Here is an 18,594-nt window from a genome sequence, read left to right as displayed (position 1 = left end):
TCGCATCCGAGGTGAAAGTCCCTCATGTGACGTGGCTCTCAAACCCCAGGTCAGAGGGCATAACGACGCGTTCATGCCATGGGATTCGGTCTACGAAGCCGCTTCGTATGTGACCTGGGTCCTGTGGGCCGGTTCACCCCGCACCTGACGGACGGTGCGGGGGTGCCCACCCAGTGCGGCCGGGCGGTGTGACGCGGGCCGCAGCTCAGCTGGGGTCGAAGGTGACCGGGCTCTCGAAAGCGGCCCGGCGCGTGGCCCGGCGCAGTGCCTTGAGGAGGGTCGTGCCGATCGTCAGGGTCAGCACGACGGTGACGACCGCCCGGCCCAGGTCCCAGCCGAGGGAGGTGGCCAGGCAGTACGCGACGAACCGGGCGAGGTTGGCGGGGACGGCGGCGTGCGGGTCGAACGCGATGTTCGAGGCGAGCGCGTCCATGAAGGGCCAGCCGGCCAGATTCATGACGGTGCCGTACGCGAAGGCGGCGAGGAAGCCGTATCCGGCGAGCATCAGCAGTTCCCCGCGGCCGCGCAGCCGGTCCGGGCCCGGCAGCAGTCCGGCGCCCATCGTGAACCAGCCCATGGCCAGCATCTGGAAGGGCATCCAGGGCCCCACCCCGCCGGTCAGCAGCGCCGACGCGAACATGGTCACGGACCCGAGCACGTATCCGAAGCCCGGCCCGAGCACCCGCCCGCTCAGCACCATCAGGAAGAACATCGGCTCGATGCCCGCGGTCCCGGCCCCGATCGGGCGCAGCGCGGCACCGGTCGCGGCCAGTACGCCGAGCATGGCGACCGCTTTCGGGCCGAGCCCCGACTCGGAGATCGTCGCCGCGACCACCGCGACCAGCAGGACGAGAAGCCCCGCGAACAGCCACGGAGCGTCCTGGGCGTGTGCGCTGACCTGCGAGCCGGTCCCCGCGAAGAGCGGCCAGGCGAATCCGGCGGCCCCGGTGGCACTGACCAGGGCCAGGGCGGCGACGGAACGCGGGCCGAGGCGGACGGCCCTGGCCTGGCGCTGCGGCGGCTGCGGCTGCGGCTGCGGTCGGGACGGGGGACGGCGGACGGAGGCGTCGGCGGCGCTCATGCGAGGGCCTTCCTGACCTGGGCGACGGTGAGCCACGGCTCGGGGGCCAGGATCTTGGCGACCTGCGGGGCGAAGGACGGGGACGCCACGACCACCTCGGCGGTGGGGCCGTCGGCGACGACCTCACCGTCCGCGAGGATCACCACACGGTGGGCGAGCTCGGCGGCGAGTTCGACGTCGTGGGTGGCCAGCACGATGGCGTGTCCCTCGGCCGCCAGCCCGCGCAACACGGTGACCAGCCGGGCCTTGGCCGCGTAGTCGAGGCCGCGGGTCGGCTCGTCGAGGAGCAGCAGCGGGGGGCGGGCCGTAAGGACGACGGCCAGCGCCAGCGCCAGCCGCTGCCCCTCCGAGAGGTCACGGGGGTGTGTGTCGTCCGCGATGTCCGGCAGCAGCTCGGACACCAGCGCCCGGCAGGTCCCGGCCCCGGCCCCGGCGTCCTCGTCGGCCGCCGCGCACTCGGCGGCCACCGTGTCGGCGTACAGCAGATCCCGGGGCTCCTGCGGTACGAGTCCCACACGGCGTACGAGGTCGCGCGGCGCCATGCGGTGCGGTACCGCCCCGCCGACCCGCACGGAACCGGCGGCCGGCTCGACCAGCCCGACGAGCGCCCCGAGCAGCGTCGACTTCCCGGCGCCGTTGCGGCCCATCAGCGCGATGGTCTCGCCGGGCCCCGCGGTGAGGTCGACCCGGCGGAGCGCCTCGACCCGCCCGCGCCGGACGGCCAGCGCCTCGACGACGGCCACTTCGGCCGGCGAAGGGGCGGTGCCGGGGGTGCGCCTGCCGGGGAGGCGGAAGAAGCGGGAAGAGAAGGGGGAGGCCAGGGGGGAGGCGGGGTGCGGCGGTGCGGAAGGGCGGGGGAGGGCAGCGGCGGGCTGTGTGCCTCCGGTGCTCTCGATGTCTCCGGCCCGTCCGGTGCCTGCACCGAGTTCGGTCGCCGCGGGGCCGTCGCCGAGTCCGGTCGGCCCGGGGCCTTCGGTGGGTGCCATGGGACCGGGGTCTTTGGTGACCGCGGCGGATTTCGATGGCGTCGCGGAGAGCCGCTCGCGCAGTGTTCCCGCCCGGCGTCGCGCGTCGCGCACGGTCAGGGGGAGCGGGGACCAGCCGGCCAGGCGGCCCAGTTCCACCACCGGTGGGCAGACCGGGGAGACGGCCATGATCTCGGACGGGGTGCCGAGCGTCAGCGGCGCTCCCGGAGCGGGGAGAAGGGCGAGCCGGTCGGCGTACTGGACGACGCGTTCCAGGCGGTGCTCGGCCATCAGGACCGTGGTGCCGAGGTCGTGGACCAGGCGCTGCAGGACGGCGAGGACCTCCTCGGCGGCGGCGGGGTCCAGGGCCGAGGTGGGTTCGTCGAGGACCAGGACCCGGGGGTGCGGGGTGAGCACCGAGCCGATCGCGACCCGCTGCTGCTGGCCGCCGGACAGCGTGGCGATCGGACGGTCGCGCAGGTCGGCCAGGGAGAGGAGGTCCAGGGTCTCCTCGACGCGGCGCCGCATCACGGCCGGCGCCAGACCCAACGACTCCATGCCGTAGGCGAGTTCGTCCTCCACCGTGTCCGTCACGAAGTGGGACAGCGGGTCCTGGCCGACCGTGCCGACCACGTCCGCGAGTTCGCGCGGCTTGTGCGTCCGGGTGTCCCGCCCCGCGACGGTGACCCGGCCGCGCAGCGTTCCGCCCGTGAAGTGCGGGACCAGTCCGCTCACGGCACCCAGCACCGTCGACTTGCCGACCCCGGACGGGCCGACCAGCAGCACCAGTTCGCCTTCCGGGACCTCGAAGTCAACGCCCCGGACGGTGGGTTCGGCCGCCCCGGCGTACGTCACGGAGACATCCTCGAAGCGGATCACGACGACTCCTCGGGGGCCGGGGTTCGTTGGGAGGCGGGGGCCACGAAGGCGGGGAGCAGGCCCAGCAGGACCGCCGCCGCCGGCCAGAGCGGGAGGGCGGGGGCGACCAGGGGGACGACGCCGGGGCGCAGTGCGGCGGGGTCGTAGGACGCGGCGACGGTCATCAGGGCCGCGACCGCCACGCCCGACCCGGCGACCAGCCAGGCACGGACGCCCCAGGTGTCCGGCCGGTACCGGGTCCGCGGCGAGCGGCGGCCGCCCAGCCACAGGCCGCCGAGCGCCGCGCCGAGGCCGGCCAGCAGGACCGGCAGCCCGTAGGTGTCGCCGGCGGCGGTCAGCAGTCCGTACGTGCCCGCGCAGACGCCGAGCAGACCGCCCAGGGTGAGAGCTCCGGTGGTCCGGCGGACGGCGGGCGGGACCTGTGCCGTGCGCCCGTATCCTCGTGCGTCCATCGCCGCCGCCAGCGCGACCGAACGCTCCAACGCGCCCTCCAGGACCGGGAGTCCGACGTGCAGCAGGCCGCGCAGCCCCCTGTCGGGGCGGCCGCGGAGCCGGCGCGCGGCGCGCAGCCGCTGGACGTCGGCGATCAGATGCGGGGCGAACGTGAGCGCGACGACCACGGCGACGCCCGCCTCGTACAGCGCTCCCGGCAGTGACTTGAGCAGGCGTGCCGGGTTCGCGAGGGCGTTCGCCGCGCCGACGCAGACGAGGAGCGCGGCCAGCTTCAGGCCGTCGTACAGCGCGAAGAGCAGGCCCTCGGCGGTGACCCGGCCGCCGATGCGGACCCCCTGCGCCCAGTGCGGGAGGGGGATTTCGGGCAGCGTGACGATCACATGGGTGCCGGGGATGGGGGAGCCGAGGAAGACGGCGAAGGCCAGCCGGATGGCGAGGACGGCCGCGGCCAGTTTCACGAACGCGGTGTAGGAGCGGGCCCAGGGGGCCTCGCTGCGGTGGGTGGCCACCACGAAGCCCGCCACTGCGATGAGGAGCGCGAGCAGGAGGGGGTTCGTGGTGCGGGAGGCCGCCGTGCCGAGCCCCAGGGCCCAGATCCACCAGGCGCCCGGATGAAGGGCATTCGCACGGGTCGCCCCTGGTGTGCGGGAGAGGGGGAGGGCGCGGGACTTCGGCGGTCGGCCGGTCGGGGCGGCGTCCGGTGCAGGGCGTTGGGGGCCCACCGTCCCGGGTTCCCGGTCCCGCTCGGGCAGGGGGGACCCCCACCGCACCGCGGGGCGGTGGCCCGCGGCGGTGGCGGTGGGGCGTTCGGGGTCGCCCTTGGTCATGATCGGCGCCTCAGCCCTTGCGCCGGCGGGCCTGCCACACGGCCGCCGCGCCCAGCACGGCCACCGCCGCCGCGCCCGCCAGCACGCCTACCGAGGGGCCGTGGTGGGCCGGTTCCAAGGCGTGCGGGCGGGCGGTCGCGGTCGGTCCGCCGACCGCGACCGGCTCGCCGCAGCCCGTTCGCGGATAGCCCGCGATGGCGCACAGCAGGGCGTTGGTGTCGTAGCGCAGGGGTTTGGCGACCGTGGCCAGGGCCTCCGCGGTGCTCGCGTCGGGGGCGACTCGGGCACAGGCGGTACGCGGGGACGGCGGACGCTCGCCGGACGGCGCGTCGGTGGCCGTACCGGGGTCGATGACCAGGGCCACCCGCTTCTTGCCCTGCTGGGCGGGCGTCCTGGCGCATATGGCGGCGAACCCCCGCTCCCCGCGCGGCTGTACTGCGTGCTGGGAGTCCTCGCTCACCGCGAAGCGGAAGCCCTGGACATCGCCGTCGGACGGCCGCGCGGTCGACGGGCCCTGGGTGGCGTACGTCCACTTCCCGCCGGTCAGGTCCCAGAAGGACCAGTAGCGGTAGCCGACGGCTCGGGCCTGTCCTGCGCCGCCGAGGACGAGGAGCAGGAGGGCCAGCGCGAGTGCCAGGGCGGGCGCGGTCGTCCGACGGGCGGTCACAGCTGGCGCTTCTTGTTACGGCCGCTGATCAGGAAGCCGATGCCGATGCCCGCGACCAGGCCGACGCCGATGATCCACCAGACGCCGAGCCCGTTGCCGTCGTCCTTCTTCTCGTCGTTCTTCTTCTCGCTCGGGGTGGCCGAGGCTCCGGCCGTGCTCGGCGCCGGGCCCGTGGCGCCCAGCAGCGCGACCAGGTCCTTGCCGCCGAAGGCGCGCGGGTCGGTGCCGGTGGCGTGCGCGGCGAAGATCAGCTGCGCGTACGCGGCGGGACCGGACTCGGCCGCCCAGTCACCGGAGTTCTTCTCCAGCCAGGCGAGCGGCTTCTGCGCGTCCTTCGTCGCGCCGATGGCCGCGAGGGCCACGACCGCGTCCGCCGTGTTGCCGTAGTCGGGCTGGTCCTTGGCGCCCGGGAGCGCGGACTTCAGGTACGAGGTCTTCGCCATCGCCTTGGCGAGATAGTTGGCGCCGTTCCCCGCCGCGGTCGCCATGTCGGGGGCGTCGGCGATGACGCAACCCGTGAGGTGGAACGCGTAGCCGGTCGCCGCCACGAAGCCCTGGCCCATGCCGGCCGTCACGCCCGCCGCGGTCGCGTCCGCGTTCGCCGCCAGCTTGCCCTTCTTGTCGGGCTGGTAGGCGAAGGCGCCGTCGCCCTCCGCGTCGCAGGCCGTCGACAGCTTCAGCAGGGCGTCGAAGGGTGACTTGCCGTCCTTGGAGACGCCCGCGGGCTTCTTGCCGACCGCCTTCAGCGCGCCGATGACGACGGACGTCGAGTTGGTGTCGCTGGGTCCGCCGGCCATGTAGCCCCAGCCGCCGTCCTTGTTCTGCGCGGACTTCAGCCAGGTGACGGCCTTGCCGGTGGCGTCGTCGTGTCCGCCGAGCGCGCCGAGGGCCTGGACGGCGGCCGCGGTGCTGTTGGTGTCGACCTGCGTCTTGGCGTCGCACGCGGCACTCGCGTCGGCGCGGTACGCGGCGAAGGCCCCGTTCGCGCACTGCTGGCCGGTCAGCCAGTCCACGGCCTTGGCGGCGGGGCGTACGCCGACGGTGTGCTGGGCGAGCAGCGCGAGCGACTGCCGCCAGACGCCGTCGTAGGTCGGGTCGGTGGAGCCGTACAGGCCCGAGGGGAGTGCCACCGAGGGTGACGGCGAGGGGGACGAGCCGGCGGCGGAAGCGGCCGGTGCGACGACCGCCCCGATGACTGCGGTGGCGGCCAGTACCGCTGCGGTGCGGCGAACAAACATGACTCTCCCTGCGGGGAGCCGGGCAGCACCGGGCACGCTGAGGTATCCGGGCGGCTCCGGCTCCGTATCCCTCGACGGTGCCGGCCGTCGGCGGGCTGCCGAGGGCACGAGCCGGTCACGTCCCGTGCGAGGCGATCCGGCTCACCACCGAAGTGGCTCACGGTTGCGGGTCAGCGCCGGATTTGCACCGGCTTCTCCTCGTACGGGTGTGATGACGACGCGCTCACTCTACCGGCCGCCCGGAATTCCCCGAGTGCCGCCTGTGGAGCGGGTGTGGGAACGGCATGCGGGTGTCGTTCGGATCACCGATGACCCGGGGCGGGCCGAAGGACATCCGCTAGGTTCGGGCCATGCGAACGGGGAGACTGCTCGGCTCGGGGCGTTCGGCGGACGTCTACGAGATCGACGAGGCGTGGGTGCTGCGGCGGGACCGCGCGGGCTGGGGCGACGCGACGGCCGAGGCTGCGGTGATGCAGCACGTGCGCTCGCACGGCTATCCGGTGCCGGGAGTGCGGGCGGCGACCCGCGGCGACCTGGTGATGGAGCGGCTGTCCGGGCCGACCATGCTCGAAGCCTTCGGCCAGGGCCTGCTCTCCGCCCAGGAGGCCGGCCTGACCCTGGCCCGGCTGCTGCGCAAGCTGCACGCCGTGCCCGCCAGGCTCTCCGCCGACCCCGCCGTGCGCGTCCTGCACCTGGATCTGCACCCCGACAACGTGATGCTCACCCCGGACGGACCGAAGGTCATCGACTGGTCCAACACCGAGGAGGGTCCGCCCGGCCTCGACTGGGCCATGTCCGCCGTGATCCTCGCCCAGGTCGCCGTCGGCGGCGAGGCGATCGGGGACGTGGCCGAGGAGACGCTGGACGCGCTGCTCGACGGGAACGAGGACCAGGTGACCGAGGAGGGGCTCATCGAGGCTGGACGGCGCCGGGCGGCCAACCCGACGATGAGCGCGCACGAGGTCGAACTTCTGGGCGAGGCCGACGAGTTGATCCGGGCGATGCTGGGCTGAGGGCTGAGGGCTGAGTGACTGAGCGGTGGCCGGCTGACGTGGGTCCGGCACGCGCACGGCGACCCGGTCCGAGCCGCTCGGCGCCGACGTCGGTACCGGCGCCGGGGTGACGGTCACAGAACGCGCGCGGGGACCGCGGCCTCCACCGGCTGGCACAGCACCAGCGCGAGATCGTCGGACAGCGGCGCGCCGGTGTGCTGGAGCAGACGGGCGTGCAAGCTGTTCAAGGCGTCCTCGGGGAGGGGTTCGCGCAGCGCGAGAGCGGCCTCGCCGAGCAGTGGGAACGGGACGCCGTCCTGGTCGCGGCCTTCGGTCAGGCCGTCCGTGTAGAGGAGCAGACGGTCACCGGGCTGGAGCCGCACACGGTATTGGCGGGGCTCGGGGTGCAGCCCCAACGGCGGTGTGGTGAACTCGGGTTCGAGGAACTCGACGCTCCGGCCGGAGCGCAGGGGCGCCGGGTGACCGCAGTTGACCAGCCGCACCTCGCCGGGCGCGAACTCGGCGAGCAGGACGGTGACGAAGTCCTCCGGTCCCAGCTCCGGTGCGAGACGGGTGTCGAGGCCGTCGGCCAGGGCCGGGAGATCGGGCGCGGTATAGGCGAGTTCACGGAAACCGGTGATCGTCTCGGCGGTCAGCCGGAGCGCGTCGAGGCCGTGACCGCGTACATCACCCACCAGGACCCGCAGCCCGTACGGGGTCACCGCAACGTCGTACAGATCGCCGCCGACCGTCGACTCGGCGCCGGAGCAGTGGTAGCGGGTGTACACCTGAGTGCCGCCCAGTGTGCGGGAGATGGGCCGCAGGATCGCCTCCTGGGTGACCCGGGCGACCTCGCGGGCCCGCGCGAGCGCGTCGCTCAGGCGCTCGCGCCGGCCGGCCGCGTACACGGTGATAGCGCAGCCGAGCAGCAGCCCGCCGAAGTGGACGCCGAAGTCGAGGCCGGTCACATCACCGTCGGCGAGGCCCGTCGCGAGCCCGAGTGCCGCCGACCAGGAGGAGACCAGCAGGGTCCAGCGCACCCCGGACCGCGCGCACGCCAGCAACGGTCCGATCAGCAGCAGCGTGACCAGGGGAGGCACCCGGTCGTCCAGCAGATGCGGCAGGGCCACCGCCGGACAGGCGGCCGGCGGTACGAGCATCGGCCACGAGAACCCGGCTCCGACCTGCCCATCGCCTCCGTCGTCGGCGGACATCCGCTCGCTCCGTCGCTCCCTCTCGCGCATCACCCGACAATCCCCGAAAACGGTCCTCGTCGCCCACGCCGACGGAGAGTTGATCACATCTCGTCGGAACGCGCCCGGAAGTGGCGTCGCGATGTGGATCTTTTGTCCGAGTCGGGGGAGCGGGGCATCGCACGTGTGCGATCCGGTCACACTGGTGCGCGTGTCCGACAACACGACCGGTGGACGGCCCGGCAGCACGTCCGGTGGACGGCCTGGCAATCTGCCCTCATCGACGCGGAGTTTCATCGGCCGGCTGGAGGAACTCGGCCGGCTGGAGCGAGAGCTGGATCCGGGTACCGGGATCTACCGGCTGGTGAGCCTGGTCGGCGTCGGCGGAGTCGGCAAGACCCGGCTCGCGCTCCAGGCCGCAGGCCGGATCGGCGGCGCGTACCCGGACGGCGTCTGGCTGGTGGAGCTCTCCCCGCTGCACTCCGCCGGACTGGTGGGCCTCGCCGTCGTGGAGGCGCTGCGGCTCTCCGACCGGTCGACACGGCCGGTCACCGAGGTGGTCGCCGAATGGGCCGAGGGCAAAAGGCTGTTGCTGGTCCTCGACTCCTGCGAGCACGTCCTCGCGGACTGCGTGGCCTTCGTCGAGACGCTGCTGCCCCTGCTGCCGGGCCTGCGGGTCCTCGTCACCAGCCGCGAGCCGCTCGGTCTGCCGGGCGAACACGTCCTGCGCCTCGATCCGCTGCCGGTCGCGGGCGACGCGGTGGCCCTGTTCGCCGACCGCGCGGCCGACAACGGATTCACCCTTCACGACACCGACCGCCCTGCCGTGGAGGCCGTCTGCCGCCGCCTCGACGGCATTCCGCTCGCCATCGAACTCGCCGCCGTCCGGCTCGGCGAGCTCACCCTGGACCAGTTGAGCGGCCTGCTCGGCCGGCGCCTGCCGTCCCGGCTCGACCTGCTCGCCGCGCGCGAGGGCGAAGGGCCGCCGCGCCACCAGACCCTGCGCACGGCCATCGGCTGGAGCCACGAACTGTGCGCACCGCTGGAACGACTGCTGTGGGCCCGTCTGTCGGTGTTCGCGGGCGGTTTCTGCGGGAGGGCCGCCGAAGAGGTCTGCGCGGGCGGTCCGCTGCCCGCCGGCCGGATCCCCGCACTGCTCGACCGGCTCGTCGAGCAGTCCATCGTGCGCCGCCACCACGCCGACCCCGTCCGCTACCGACTCCTCGACACCGTGCGGGAGTTCGGCGCCGACTGGCTGCGGGCGCTGGGCGAGGAACACGCCCTGCGGCTGCGTCACCGCGACCACTACCGGCGGCTGGCCCACCAGGGCTGCGCCGAGTGGAACACCGGACGCCAGGCGGGCTGGTGCGAGCGCACCCTCACCGAGCACGCCAATCTCCGCGCGGCCATGGACTGCGCGCTCACCGAGCCGGACGGACGGGTCGCCCTCGCGATGGCGGCCGACATCGGCTTCCTGTGGCGGCACTGCGGCTACCTGCGCGAAGCCCAGCACTGTCTCGACCAGGCGCTGTCGAACGGCGCGCCGCCCGGCCCCGACCGCATCCGCGCGGTGTGGACACGGGGTGCGGTCGCGCTCCTCCAGGGTGATCTGGAGGCCGCGGCCAACTGGGCGGTGCGCTGCGCCGACGCGGCGAGGGAACAGGGCGACCCGGTGGCGGTGGTGGCCGCCAAGTACATCCGGGGCGGCCAACTCGCCCTGAGCGGGCGTCTGTCCGAGGCGGTCCACGTGCTGGCGGGCGCACCTCGGCTGCCTGTCCGGCGGGACTGGTTCGGGGCGGCGCAGCTCCAGGTCCGGGTGGCGCTGGCCTTCGCGTACCTGTTGAGCGGGGACCACGGGCGGGCGCGCGCGGTGGCCGAGGAGGTGCGTGCGGCGAGCGTCGCGTGCGGGGAGTCGTGGGCGGGCGCCTTCGCGGACAGCGTCGTGGCTCAGACCGATCTGGCCCGCGGGGACATCGGCGCGGCCGTCGGCAACGCCCGCACCGCGCTGGCCGGGCACGGACTGCTGCACAACACCGTGGGTGCCGCGATGGCCCTCGACGTGCTCGCGGCGGGGGTCGTCGCGGCGGGCGACGGCCATCGCGCGGCCCGCCTCCTGGGCATCGGTGAGCGCGTGTGGGAACTCACCGGGCGGGCCCAGATGGACTCGCCCGACCTGATGGCCACCCGCCGCTCGCACGAACTCCGCGTCCGCGGCGAGATCGGCGACCCGGCCTACGAGAAGGCGTACGGGGAGGGGCGCGCGATGCCGTACGAGGAGGGGCTGGACTACGCGGTCCACGGCCGATGAGGTGCGCCCCCGAGATCCGCGGCACGACCGGCACCCCGTCACTCGCGACCGGCGCCCAGCCTCGTGGCTCGCGACTGGCGCCCAGGCACTTGCGACCGGTGCCCAGGCACTGGCGCCCCGTGGCTCGCGAGCAGCGATCAGGCACCGGTGACCCGTGACCCGTGACCCGTGGCTCGCGAGCGGCGACTGGCGATCTGCGACCGGTGATTCGTGGCGAGCGGGCCGGCGCCCAGCGACTCGCTGGGCGCGAGGGCGTCACACCGCCACGTATGTCACCGGATCGCTGCCCGGCACCGCCTCCGCGCGCCCCAGCTTCACCAGTCGGCGCACATGGGCCTCGGCCTCCGAGACCGCGATGTTCCGTGATCCGTAGGGGATGTCGGCCCAGGGGCGGTTCCACTCCATGCGCTGGGCGAGCTGCCAGGGCGTGAGCGGGACGGAGAGCAGGGCCAGCAGGCCGGTGAGCCGCTCCTCGTGGTGCGTGAGCAACTCCGCCACTCGGGAAGGGGCATCGGTGAACACGTGCTGGTGGGCCGGGAGCACCTCGGCGGGGCCGAGACGGCCGACGCGCTCCAGGGAGTCGAGGTAGTCGCCGAGCGGATCGGCGATCTCCCCGAGGCTCTCCATACCGTTCGCGTAGGGAGGGCGCCCGTGGGTGCCCGGGTCCTCGTAGAGCCCGATGTGCGGAGTGATCTTCGGCAGCAGATGGTCACCGGAGAACAGGCGTCCGTTGCCGGGCAGTTGCGCCGGATGCTCCTCCTCCAGGTGGAGGCAGACGTGCCCGGGGGTGTGGCCGGGGGTCCAGACGGCGCGCAGCCGGCGGCCGGGCAGGGCGACGAATTCGCCGGGGACGATCTCGCGGTCGGGCAGCGCGGGGGAGAAGCCGGGCAGGGTGCTGGGGCGGCGGACGGACTTGTGTGCCTCGCGCAGCGGGGCGACGTGCTCCTCCGGGGCGCCGGAGGCGGCCAGCTTGGCCGCCATGTAGCCGAACCAGCGCTCGGGCCGGTTCTCCCGGGTTCGCCGGACGATCGCCGTGTCGGCGGCGTGCATCGCGATCCAGGCGCCGGACGCCTCACGGACCCGGCCCGACAGGCCGTGGTGGTCGGGGTGGTGGTGGGTGATGACCACGCCGTGGATCTCCGCGACGGAGGTTCCGCAGCCGGTGACTCCCTCGACGAGTGTGTCCCAGGAAGCGGGGTCGTCCCAGCCCGTGTCGATGAGCACGGGCCCCGCGTCGGTGTCGACCAGATACACCAGCGTATGGCCGAGCGGATTGTCCGGGATGGGGACTCTGATCGACCGTACGCCCCCGCCGTGATCGGTCACCTGCGTCATGCGCTTCCACCCATCGCCGAGTTCTCGCCACTATAACTAGAACGGGTTCCAATGGGAGCCCAAGTCGACTGTCTGGAGCCTGAGTCGACTGTCGGGAGTCCGGGTCGACCTTTGCGTCCGCGCGGACGGTCGCGTTCGCGCCGTGGACTCATCTCACTGGAACTGGTATCAGTTCTCGTATCTGATGAAGCGTCAGAAGTGGCGGCAAAGAGCGTCCTTGGAGGCAGTCGGCCATGACCGAGCTCGTGGAACACGGACAGCTGTTCATCGGCGGGGAGTTGACCGACCCCCTCGGCAAGGACGTCATCGAGGTGATCTCGCCGCACACCGAGGAGGTCATCGGCCGGGTGCCGCACGCCTCGGCGGCGGATGTCGACCGGGCCGTCGCCGCCGCGCGTCAGGCGTTCGACGAGGGCCCCTGGCCGCGTATGAGCCTCGACGAGCGGATCGCGGTCGTGGCGCGGATCAAGGACGCGATCGCCGTACGCCACGAGGAGATCGCACGCGTCATCTCCTCCGAGAACGGCTCCCCCTACTCCTGGAGCGTCCTCGCGCAGGCCCTCGGCGCGATGATGGTGTGGGACGCGGCGATCACGGTCGCGCGCGGCTACACGTACGAGGAGGCGCGCGACGGAGTCCTCGGCAAGCTCCTCGTCCGCCGTGAACCGGTGGGCGTGGTGGCGGCCGTGGTGCCGTGGAACGTCCCGCAGTTCGTGGCGGCCGCCAAGCTCGCGCCCGCGCTGCTGACCGGCTGCACCGTCGTACTGAAGCCGTCGCCCGAATCACCCCTGGACGCTTACCTGTTGGGTGAGATCGCGAAGGAGGCCGGGCTGCCCGAGGGGGTCCTGTCGATCCTCCCGGCGGACCGCGAGGTCAGTGAGTACCTGGTCGGACACCCCGGTATCGACAAGGTCTCCTTCACCGGCTCCGTCGCGGCGGGCAAACGGGTGATGGAGGTCGCCGCGCGCCATCTCACCCGCGTGACCCTGGAGTTGGGCGGCAAGTCGGCGGCCGTGGTGCTGCCGGACGCGGACCTCGGCACCTCGGTTCCCGGAATCGTGTCGGCGGCCTGGATGAACAACGGCCAGGCCTGTGTGGCACAGACCCGCATCCTCGTACCGCGCTCGCGCTACGACGAGTTCGCGGACGCCTTCGCCGCGGCGGCGAACGCGCTGGTCGTCGGCGATCCCCTCGACCCGGCCACCCAGGTCGGCCCGCTGGTCGCCGAGCGGCAGCAGCGGCGCAACCTCGACTACATCCGCATCGGTCAGGAGGAGGGCGCGAAGATCCTGGCCGGCGGCGGGCGTCCGCAAGGACTCGACCGCGGCTGGTACGTCGAGCCGACCCTCTTCGGTGGCGTCGACAACTCGATGCGCATCGCCCGGGAGGAGATCTTCGGCCCGGTGATCTGTCTGCTCCCCTACGGCGACGAGACCGAGGCGGTGAAGATCGCCAACGACTCCGACTACGGGCTGAGCGGCAGCGTCTGGACGGCGGACGTCGCCCATGGCATCGACATCGCCCGCCAGGTCCGAACCGGAACCTACTCGGTCAACACCTTCAGCCTCGACATGCTGGGCCCCTTCGGCGGCTACAAGAACTCCGGCCTGGGGCGGGAATTCGGGCCGGAGGGATACAGCGAGTTCCTGGAGCACAAGATGATCCACCTGCCGGCCGGGTGGGAGGCCTGAGGATGGGCGACCGCTGGCAGGTGGAGGTCGACCGTTCCGTCTGCATCGGCTCCGCCCAGTGCGTCCACCACGCCCCGGACGCCTTCCGCCTCGACGCCGGCATGCAGTCCCACCCGGTCGAGCCGGAGACCGACGCCAACGAGAAGATCCTCGAAGCGGCCGAGGGCTGCCCGGTCGAGGCCGTCATGATCTCTCTGCTGGGCAGCGGCGAGCCGGTGTTCCCGCCGGAGGAATAGGACGGAGGGGGCGGACACGAGGACGGCGCGTTCCCCCGGATGCCTTCCGGCGGCAGTCCCGGCCCTCCGGGGCCTACCGGCCTTCCGGGTCGGTCAGGTCGATCAGGCGGCAGACCGTCTCGATGTCTATCTTGACCTGGGCGATGGACGCGCGGCCGGAGAGCCAGGTGATCAGAGCGGAGTGCCAGGTGTGCTCGATGACGCGGACGGCGGAGAGCTGGGCCGGCGTCGGGTCGTCGAGGCCCATCGCGTCCAGGATGATCACCGTGGTCTGCCGCGAGACCTGGTCGACCTCGGGACTGACACTGCGGTCCGCGAAGGTGAGCGCGCGGACCATCGCGTCGGCCAGGTGCGGTTCGCGCTGGAGGGCGCGGAACGCCCGCATCAGGGTCTCCGCCACCCGCTCCGCGGCGGTGTCCCCGGCCGGCGGCTTCTTGCGCAGCGTGCCGTGCATGTGCTCCAGCTGGTCCTGCATCGTGGCGACCAGCAGATGCACCTTCGAGGGGAAGTAGCGGTACAGCGTGCCGAGAGCCACCTGCGACGACTCCGCGACCTCGCGCATCTGCACGGCGTCGAAGCCGCCCCGGCTGGCCAGCTGCGCGCTCGCGTGCAGGATCCGGCGACGGCGCGCCTCCTGGCGCTCGGTGAGCGGGGGAGAGGCGGTATGCGACATGGGGTGCGGCCTGGAGTGCGCGGCGGTGGCGGGCGCGGCGGGCGTGCTGGCCCCCGGCGCCGGTCGCGCGTTCTTCGAGTCCGCCTTGGCTTCCGCAGGCATGGGTCCGTTCCGTGACATCAGCGAGAGGGAGCGACGAGTCGGCATGGCAGGGTGGGGCACCACCGTGCGGACCAGCCGACCCCGCCGCGCCGTCGTGGCGTGAATCACCTGATCCACCGCTCACACTGGCGCTACCTGCCGGTAGATTCAATGCTCCTTGAACGATCAAGTCTGAAACTTGTTCTAGATTAGCGTCCCGGCGTAATCTCGCGGGAAAGTGCAGGGAGAAGGGGACCGGAAGTGACCGCTGAGGCCATGGAGGCGGGCCCCGGTAAGGGTGCGGCTGCCGACGGGGACCGCCCCCTGCGCATCGCGCTCCTCACCTACAAGGGAAACCCGTTCTGTGGCGGCCAGGGTGTGTACGTACGACACCTCTCGCGCGAACTCGCCCGCCTCGGCCACCGCGTCGAGGTCATCGGATCCCAGCCCTACCCCGTCCTCGACGAGGGCCTGCCCGAGCTGAGCCTCACCGAGCTGCCCAGCCTCGACCTGTACCGCCAGCCCGACCCCTTCCGCACCCCCGCGCGAGGCGAGTACCGGGACTGGATCGACGCCCTCGAGGTCGGCACGATGTGGACCGGCGGCTTCCCCGAGCCGCTGACCTTCTCGCTGCGCGCCCGCCGTCATCTGCGGGCCCGGCGCGGCGAGTTCGACGTCATCCACGACAACCAGACGCTCGGATACGGTCTGTTGGGGGATGTCGGCGCCCCGCTGGTGACCACCATCCACCACCCCATCACCGTCGACCGGCAACTGGAGCTGGACGCCGCCGAGGGCTGGCAGCGCCGGGCCTCCGTCCGCCGCTGGTACGCCTTCACCCGCATGCAGAAGCGCGTCGCGCGCCGGCTGCCGTCCGTCCTCACGGTCTCCGGCACCTCCCGCCAGGAGATCGTCGACCACCTGCGCGTCGAGCGGGACCGCATCCACGTCGTCCACATCGGCGCGGACACCGACCTCTTCTCGCCGAATCCGTCCGTGCGCCAGGTGCCGGGGCGCATCGTCACCACGTCCAGCGCGGACGTGCCGCTCAAGGGCCTGGTGTTCCTCGTCGAGGCGCTGGCGAAGGTACGCACCGAACACCCGGGCGCGCACCTCGTCGTCGTCGGCCGGCGTGCCGAGGACGGTCCGGTCGCCCAGGCCATCGAGCGGTACGGCCTCGACGGCGCCGTCGAGTTCGTCAAGGGCATCTCCGACGCCGATCTCGTCGATCTCGTCCGCTCGGCCGAAGTCGCCTGTGTGCCCTCCCTGTACGAGGGTTTCTCGCTGCCCGCCGCCGAGGCGATGGCCACGGGAACGCCGCTGGTGGCCACCACCGGTGGAGCGATCCCGGAGGTCGCGGGCCCCGACGGCGAGACCTGCCTCGCGGTCCCGCCGGGCGACTCGGGGGCGCTGGCGGCGGCCCTCGGCCGGCTCCTCGGCGACCCGGAACTGCGGGTGCGGCTCGGCTCCGCCGGGCGTGAACGCGTCCTCGCTCGCTTCACCTGGGCCAAGGCGGCCGAGGGCACGGTGGCCCACTACCGTGAGGCGATGGCTCTTCCCGCGTCCCGGCTCCGCTCGCGCGAGGCCGCCTCCGCCACGGGCACCGAAGGGCGCGGCAGCGCGCCGGGCACCGGCTCCTTGGCGACCCCGGGCCCCGCCCGCTCCGAGGCCGCGGAAGAGACCTTCGCCGCCGAAGAACTAGTTGCAGCCAATCGCGAAAGCAGGGCCACGTGCTGACCGTCGACTTCTCCCGGTTCCCGCTCGCCCCGGGCGACCGCGTCCTGGACCTCGGATGCGGTGCCGGCCGGCACGCGTTCGAGTGCTACCGGCGCGGCGCGCAGGTCGTGGCGCTGGACCAGAACGGCGAGGAGATCCGCGAGGTCGCGAAGTGGTTCGCGGCGATGAAGGAGGCCGGGGAGGCGCCCGCCGGGGCCACCGCGACGGCCATGGAGGGTGACGCGCTCGCGCTGCCCTTCCCCGACGAGTCCTTCGACGTCGTGATCATCTCCGAGGTCATGGAGCACATCCCGGACGACAAGGGCGTCCTCGCCGAGATGGTCCGCGTGCTCAGGCCGGGCGGCCGGATCGCCATCACCGTGCCGCGCTACGGGCCGGAGAAGGTCTGCTGGTCCCTGTCGGACGCCTACCACGAGGTCGAGGGCGGCCACATCCGCATCTACAAGGCGGACGAACTGCTCGGGAAGATCCGCGAGGCCGGGCTGCGACCCTACGGCTCCCACCACGCGCACGCGCTGCACTCGCCGTACTGGTGGCTGAAGTGCGCGTTCGGCGTCGACAACGACAAGGCGCTGCCCGTGCGGGCGTACCACAAGCTGCTGGTCTGGGACATCATGAAGAAACCGCTGGCCACCCGGGTCGTCGAGCAGGCGCTGAACCCGCTGATCGGCAAGAGCTTCGTGGCGTACGCGACCAAGCCGCACCTGCCGAAGCTCGCCGGCGCGACGGAATCCGCGACGACCGCTTCCGAGACGGACGCCACGTGACCACTTCCCGGACAGAACATCTCGTCCTGCCCGGGGTCCTCACCGTCGAGGAGGCCGACGCCACGGTGCGCGGGATCCTCGGGGTGCAGCGCCCCGACGGAGCCATTCCGTGGTTCCGCGGCCACCACCTCGATCCGTGGGACCACACCGAGGCCGCCATGGCGCTCGACGCGGCCGGGGAGCACGAGGCCGCCGAGCGGGCCTACGCGTGGCTGGCACGGCATCAGAACGAGGACGGATCCTGGTACGCGGCGTACGCCGACGGGGACTTCGAGGACGTCACCGACCGCGGCCGGGAGACCAACTTCTGCGCGTACATCGCGGTGGGTGTCTGGCACCACTACCTGGCGACCGGCGACGACATGTTCCTGGACCGCATGTGGCCCACCGTCTTCGCGGCGGTGGAGTTCGTGCTGCGACTCCAGCAGCCCGGCGGGCAGATCGGCTGGAAGCGCGAGGACGACGGGACCGCGGTCGACGACGCGCTGCTGACCGGGAGTTCGTCGGTCCACCATGCGCTGCGCTGCGCGCTCGCCATCGCCGAACAGCGCGAAGAGCCGCAGCCCGACTGGGAGTTGGCGGTCGGCGCGCTGCGGCACGCGATCCGGCTCCACCCGGAGCGGTTCCTCGACAAGAACCGCTACTCCATGGACTGGTACTACCCGGTACTCGGCGGCGCGTTGACGGGCGCCGAGGCCAAGTCCCGTATCGAGGAGGGCTGGGACCGCTTCGTCGTGCCCGGTTTCGGGGTGCGCTGCGTCGTTCCCAACCCGTGGGTCACCGGTGGTGAATCGGCCGAACTCGCCCTCGCCCTGTGGGCGGTGGGCGAGTCCGACCGCGCGCTGGAGATCCTTCAGTCCATCCAGCACCTGCGCGATCCGAAGACCGGTCTGTACTGGACGGGCTATGTCTTCGAGGACCAGGCCGTCTGGCCCGAGGAGCTCACCACCTGGACGGCGGGCTCCCTGCTGCTGGCGGTCGCCGCACTGGGCGGCGACGAGCCCACCTGCGCCGTCTTCGGCGGCGAGCGCCTTCCGACCGGCCTGGACCCGGACTGCTGCACCCAGACCCGCTGAACCGTCCGGACGGTCCTGCCTTCTGGACCGTCCGGACGCTCGGGACTTGGGCGCTCCGGGCTGTCAGTGCCGGTGCATGCGGTTGGCCACAGCGTGGCCCACGAACAGGTAGACGACCGCGGCGAGACCGTAGCCGGCGACCACGCGCGCCCACTGCTCGTCGAAGGTGAACAGGTCACGCGACCAGCCGGCCAGCCAGCTCGCCATGTGGTGGATGAACTGCACGAGGTCGTTGCCACGGTTGGCGTCGAGCAGATACATCAGAATCCAGAGACCGAGGATGACGGCCATAACATCCGCGACGATCGCGATGACCGTCCCCGCCTGATTCGAGCCGTTGCGATATCGAGGGGACATGTCCAGCGGGTTGCCCGTCAATCCTGGATGAAACCCGA

16 protein-coding genes are annotated in these 18,594 nt (G+C 72.7%); 7 read left to right on the top strand and 9 right to left on the bottom strand.

Annotated features, from left to right (window positions below; genetic code table 11):
- Positions 1 to 205: 205 nt before the first annotated feature.
- From N4G66_RS35745 to N4G66_RS35725, 5 genes are read right to left on the bottom strand one after another with little or no spacing between them, the layout of a single operon-like run.
- Positions 206 to 1,081 carry an ECF transporter S component gene (locus N4G66_RS35745; RefSeq protein WP_261708461.1) on the bottom strand — a complete coding sequence of 292 codons (876 nt, stop codon included), beginning with the start codon at positions 1,079 to 1,081 and terminating at the stop codon, positions 206 to 208.
- Positions 1,078 to 2,925, bottom strand: a complete 1,848-nt coding sequence (locus N4G66_RS35740) for an ABC transporter ATP-binding protein (protein ID WP_261708460.1) — start codon at positions 2,923 to 2,925, stop codon at positions 1,078 to 1,080. Before N4G66_RS35740 ends, N4G66_RS35745 begins: the two co-directional genes overlap by 4 nt.
- Positions 2,922 to 4,205 carry an energy-coupling factor transporter transmembrane component T gene (locus tag N4G66_RS35735; RefSeq protein ID WP_261708459.1) on the bottom strand — a complete coding sequence of 428 codons (1,284 nt, stop codon included), beginning with the start codon at positions 4,203 to 4,205 and terminating at the stop codon, positions 2,922 to 2,924. The genes N4G66_RS35740 and N4G66_RS35735 overlap by 4 nt, the downstream gene beginning before the upstream one ends.
- 10 nt (positions 4,206 to 4,215) lie before the next feature.
- On the bottom strand, positions 4,216 to 4,872 hold the full coding sequence (locus N4G66_RS35730) for an SCO2322 family protein (RefSeq protein ID WP_261708458.1): 657 nt from the start codon (positions 4,870 to 4,872) through the stop codon (positions 4,216 to 4,218).
- Positions 4,869 to 6,110, bottom strand: coding sequence for a prenyltransferase/squalene oxidase repeat-containing protein (locus tag N4G66_RS35725; protein ID WP_261708457.1), 1,242 nt, complete (start codon positions 6,108 to 6,110; stop codon positions 4,869 to 4,871). The genes N4G66_RS35730 and N4G66_RS35725 overlap by 4 nt, the downstream gene beginning before the upstream one ends.
- Positions 6,111 to 6,460: 350 nt before the next feature.
- Here N4G66_RS35725 and N4G66_RS35720 point away from each other — a divergent pair, with 350 nt between their 5' ends.
- Positions 6,461 to 7,123, top strand: a complete 663-nt coding sequence (locus N4G66_RS35720; RefSeq protein ID WP_261708456.1) for a phosphotransferase — start codon at positions 6,461 to 6,463, stop codon at positions 7,121 to 7,123.
- A gap of 113 nt (positions 7,124 to 7,236) precedes the next feature.
- Here the strand turns inward: N4G66_RS35720 and N4G66_RS35715 are convergent, their stop codons facing one another.
- A complete protein-coding gene (locus N4G66_RS35715) occupies positions 7,237 to 8,316 on the bottom strand; it encodes a PP2C family protein-serine/threonine phosphatase (protein WP_261708455.1) in 1,080 nt (359 codons plus the stop codon).
- Positions 8,317 to 8,506: 190 nt separating this feature from the next.
- On the opposite strand from N4G66_RS35715, the gene N4G66_RS35710 reads away from it, so the two are divergent.
- Positions 8,507 to 10,603: an ATP-binding protein gene (locus N4G66_RS35710; protein ID WP_261708454.1), complete on the top strand. Its 2,097-nt coding sequence runs from the start codon at positions 8,507 to 8,509 to the stop codon at positions 10,601 to 10,603.
- Positions 10,604 to 10,858: 255 nt separating this feature from the next.
- Here the strand turns inward: N4G66_RS35710 and N4G66_RS35705 are convergent, their stop codons facing one another.
- Positions 10,859 to 11,938, bottom strand: a complete 1,080-nt coding sequence (locus tag N4G66_RS35705; protein WP_261708453.1) for an MBL fold metallo-hydrolase — start codon at positions 11,936 to 11,938, stop codon at positions 10,859 to 10,861.
- Positions 11,939 to 12,171: 233 nt separating this feature from the next.
- Here N4G66_RS35705 and N4G66_RS35700 point away from each other — a divergent pair, with 233 nt between their 5' ends.
- A complete protein-coding gene (locus N4G66_RS35700) occupies positions 12,172 to 13,629 on the top strand; it encodes an aldehyde dehydrogenase (protein WP_261708452.1) in 1,458 nt (485 codons plus the stop codon).
- A 2-nt stretch (positions 13,630 to 13,631) separates the two neighbouring features.
- A complete protein-coding gene (locus tag N4G66_RS35695; RefSeq protein ID WP_261708451.1) occupies positions 13,632 to 13,865 on the top strand; it encodes a ferredoxin in 234 nt (77 codons plus the stop codon).
- A gap of 73 nt (positions 13,866 to 13,938) precedes the next feature.
- On the opposite strand, the gene N4G66_RS35690 is transcribed toward N4G66_RS35695, so the two are convergent.
- Entirely contained in the window at positions 13,939 to 14,640 is a 702-nt protein-coding gene (locus N4G66_RS35690) for a TetR family transcriptional regulator (protein ID WP_261708450.1), read from the bottom strand.
- Between the two features lie 240 nt (positions 14,641 to 14,880).
- On the opposite strand from N4G66_RS35690, the gene N4G66_RS35685 reads away from it, so the two are divergent.
- From N4G66_RS35685 to N4G66_RS35675, 3 genes are read left to right on the top strand one after another with little or no spacing between them, the layout of a single operon-like run.
- On the top strand, positions 14,881 to 16,356 hold the full coding sequence (locus N4G66_RS35685) for a glycosyltransferase family 4 protein (protein WP_261708449.1): 1,476 nt from the start codon (positions 14,881 to 14,883) through the stop codon (positions 16,354 to 16,356).
- Positions 16,350 to 17,123, top strand: a complete 774-nt coding sequence (locus N4G66_RS35680) for a class I SAM-dependent methyltransferase (protein ID WP_261708448.1) — start codon at positions 16,350 to 16,352, stop codon at positions 17,121 to 17,123. Before N4G66_RS35685 ends, N4G66_RS35680 begins: the two co-directional genes overlap by 7 nt.
- Positions 17,120 to 18,199: a prenyltransferase gene (locus tag N4G66_RS35675; RefSeq protein ID WP_261708447.1), complete on the top strand. Its 1,080-nt coding sequence runs from the start codon at positions 17,120 to 17,122 to the stop codon at positions 18,197 to 18,199. The genes N4G66_RS35680 and N4G66_RS35675 overlap by 4 nt, the downstream gene beginning before the upstream one ends.
- Before the next feature lie 63 nt (positions 18,200 to 18,262).
- Here the strand turns inward: N4G66_RS35675 and N4G66_RS35670 are convergent, their stop codons facing one another.
- A complete protein-coding gene (locus N4G66_RS35670) occupies positions 18,263 to 18,556 on the bottom strand; it encodes a hypothetical protein (protein ID WP_261708446.1) in 294 nt (97 codons plus the stop codon).
- Positions 18,557 to 18,594 lie beyond the last annotated feature (38 nt).

The organism is Streptomyces rhizosphaerihabitans (assembly GCF_025399795.1).
GTDB classification, from domain to species: domain Bacteria; phylum Actinomycetota; class Actinomycetes; order Streptomycetales; family Streptomycetaceae; genus Streptomyces; species Streptomyces rhizosphaerihabitans.
The sequence above is the reverse complement of the archived record's forward strand: the minus strand, read 5'-3'. Positions and strand labels throughout refer to the sequence as shown.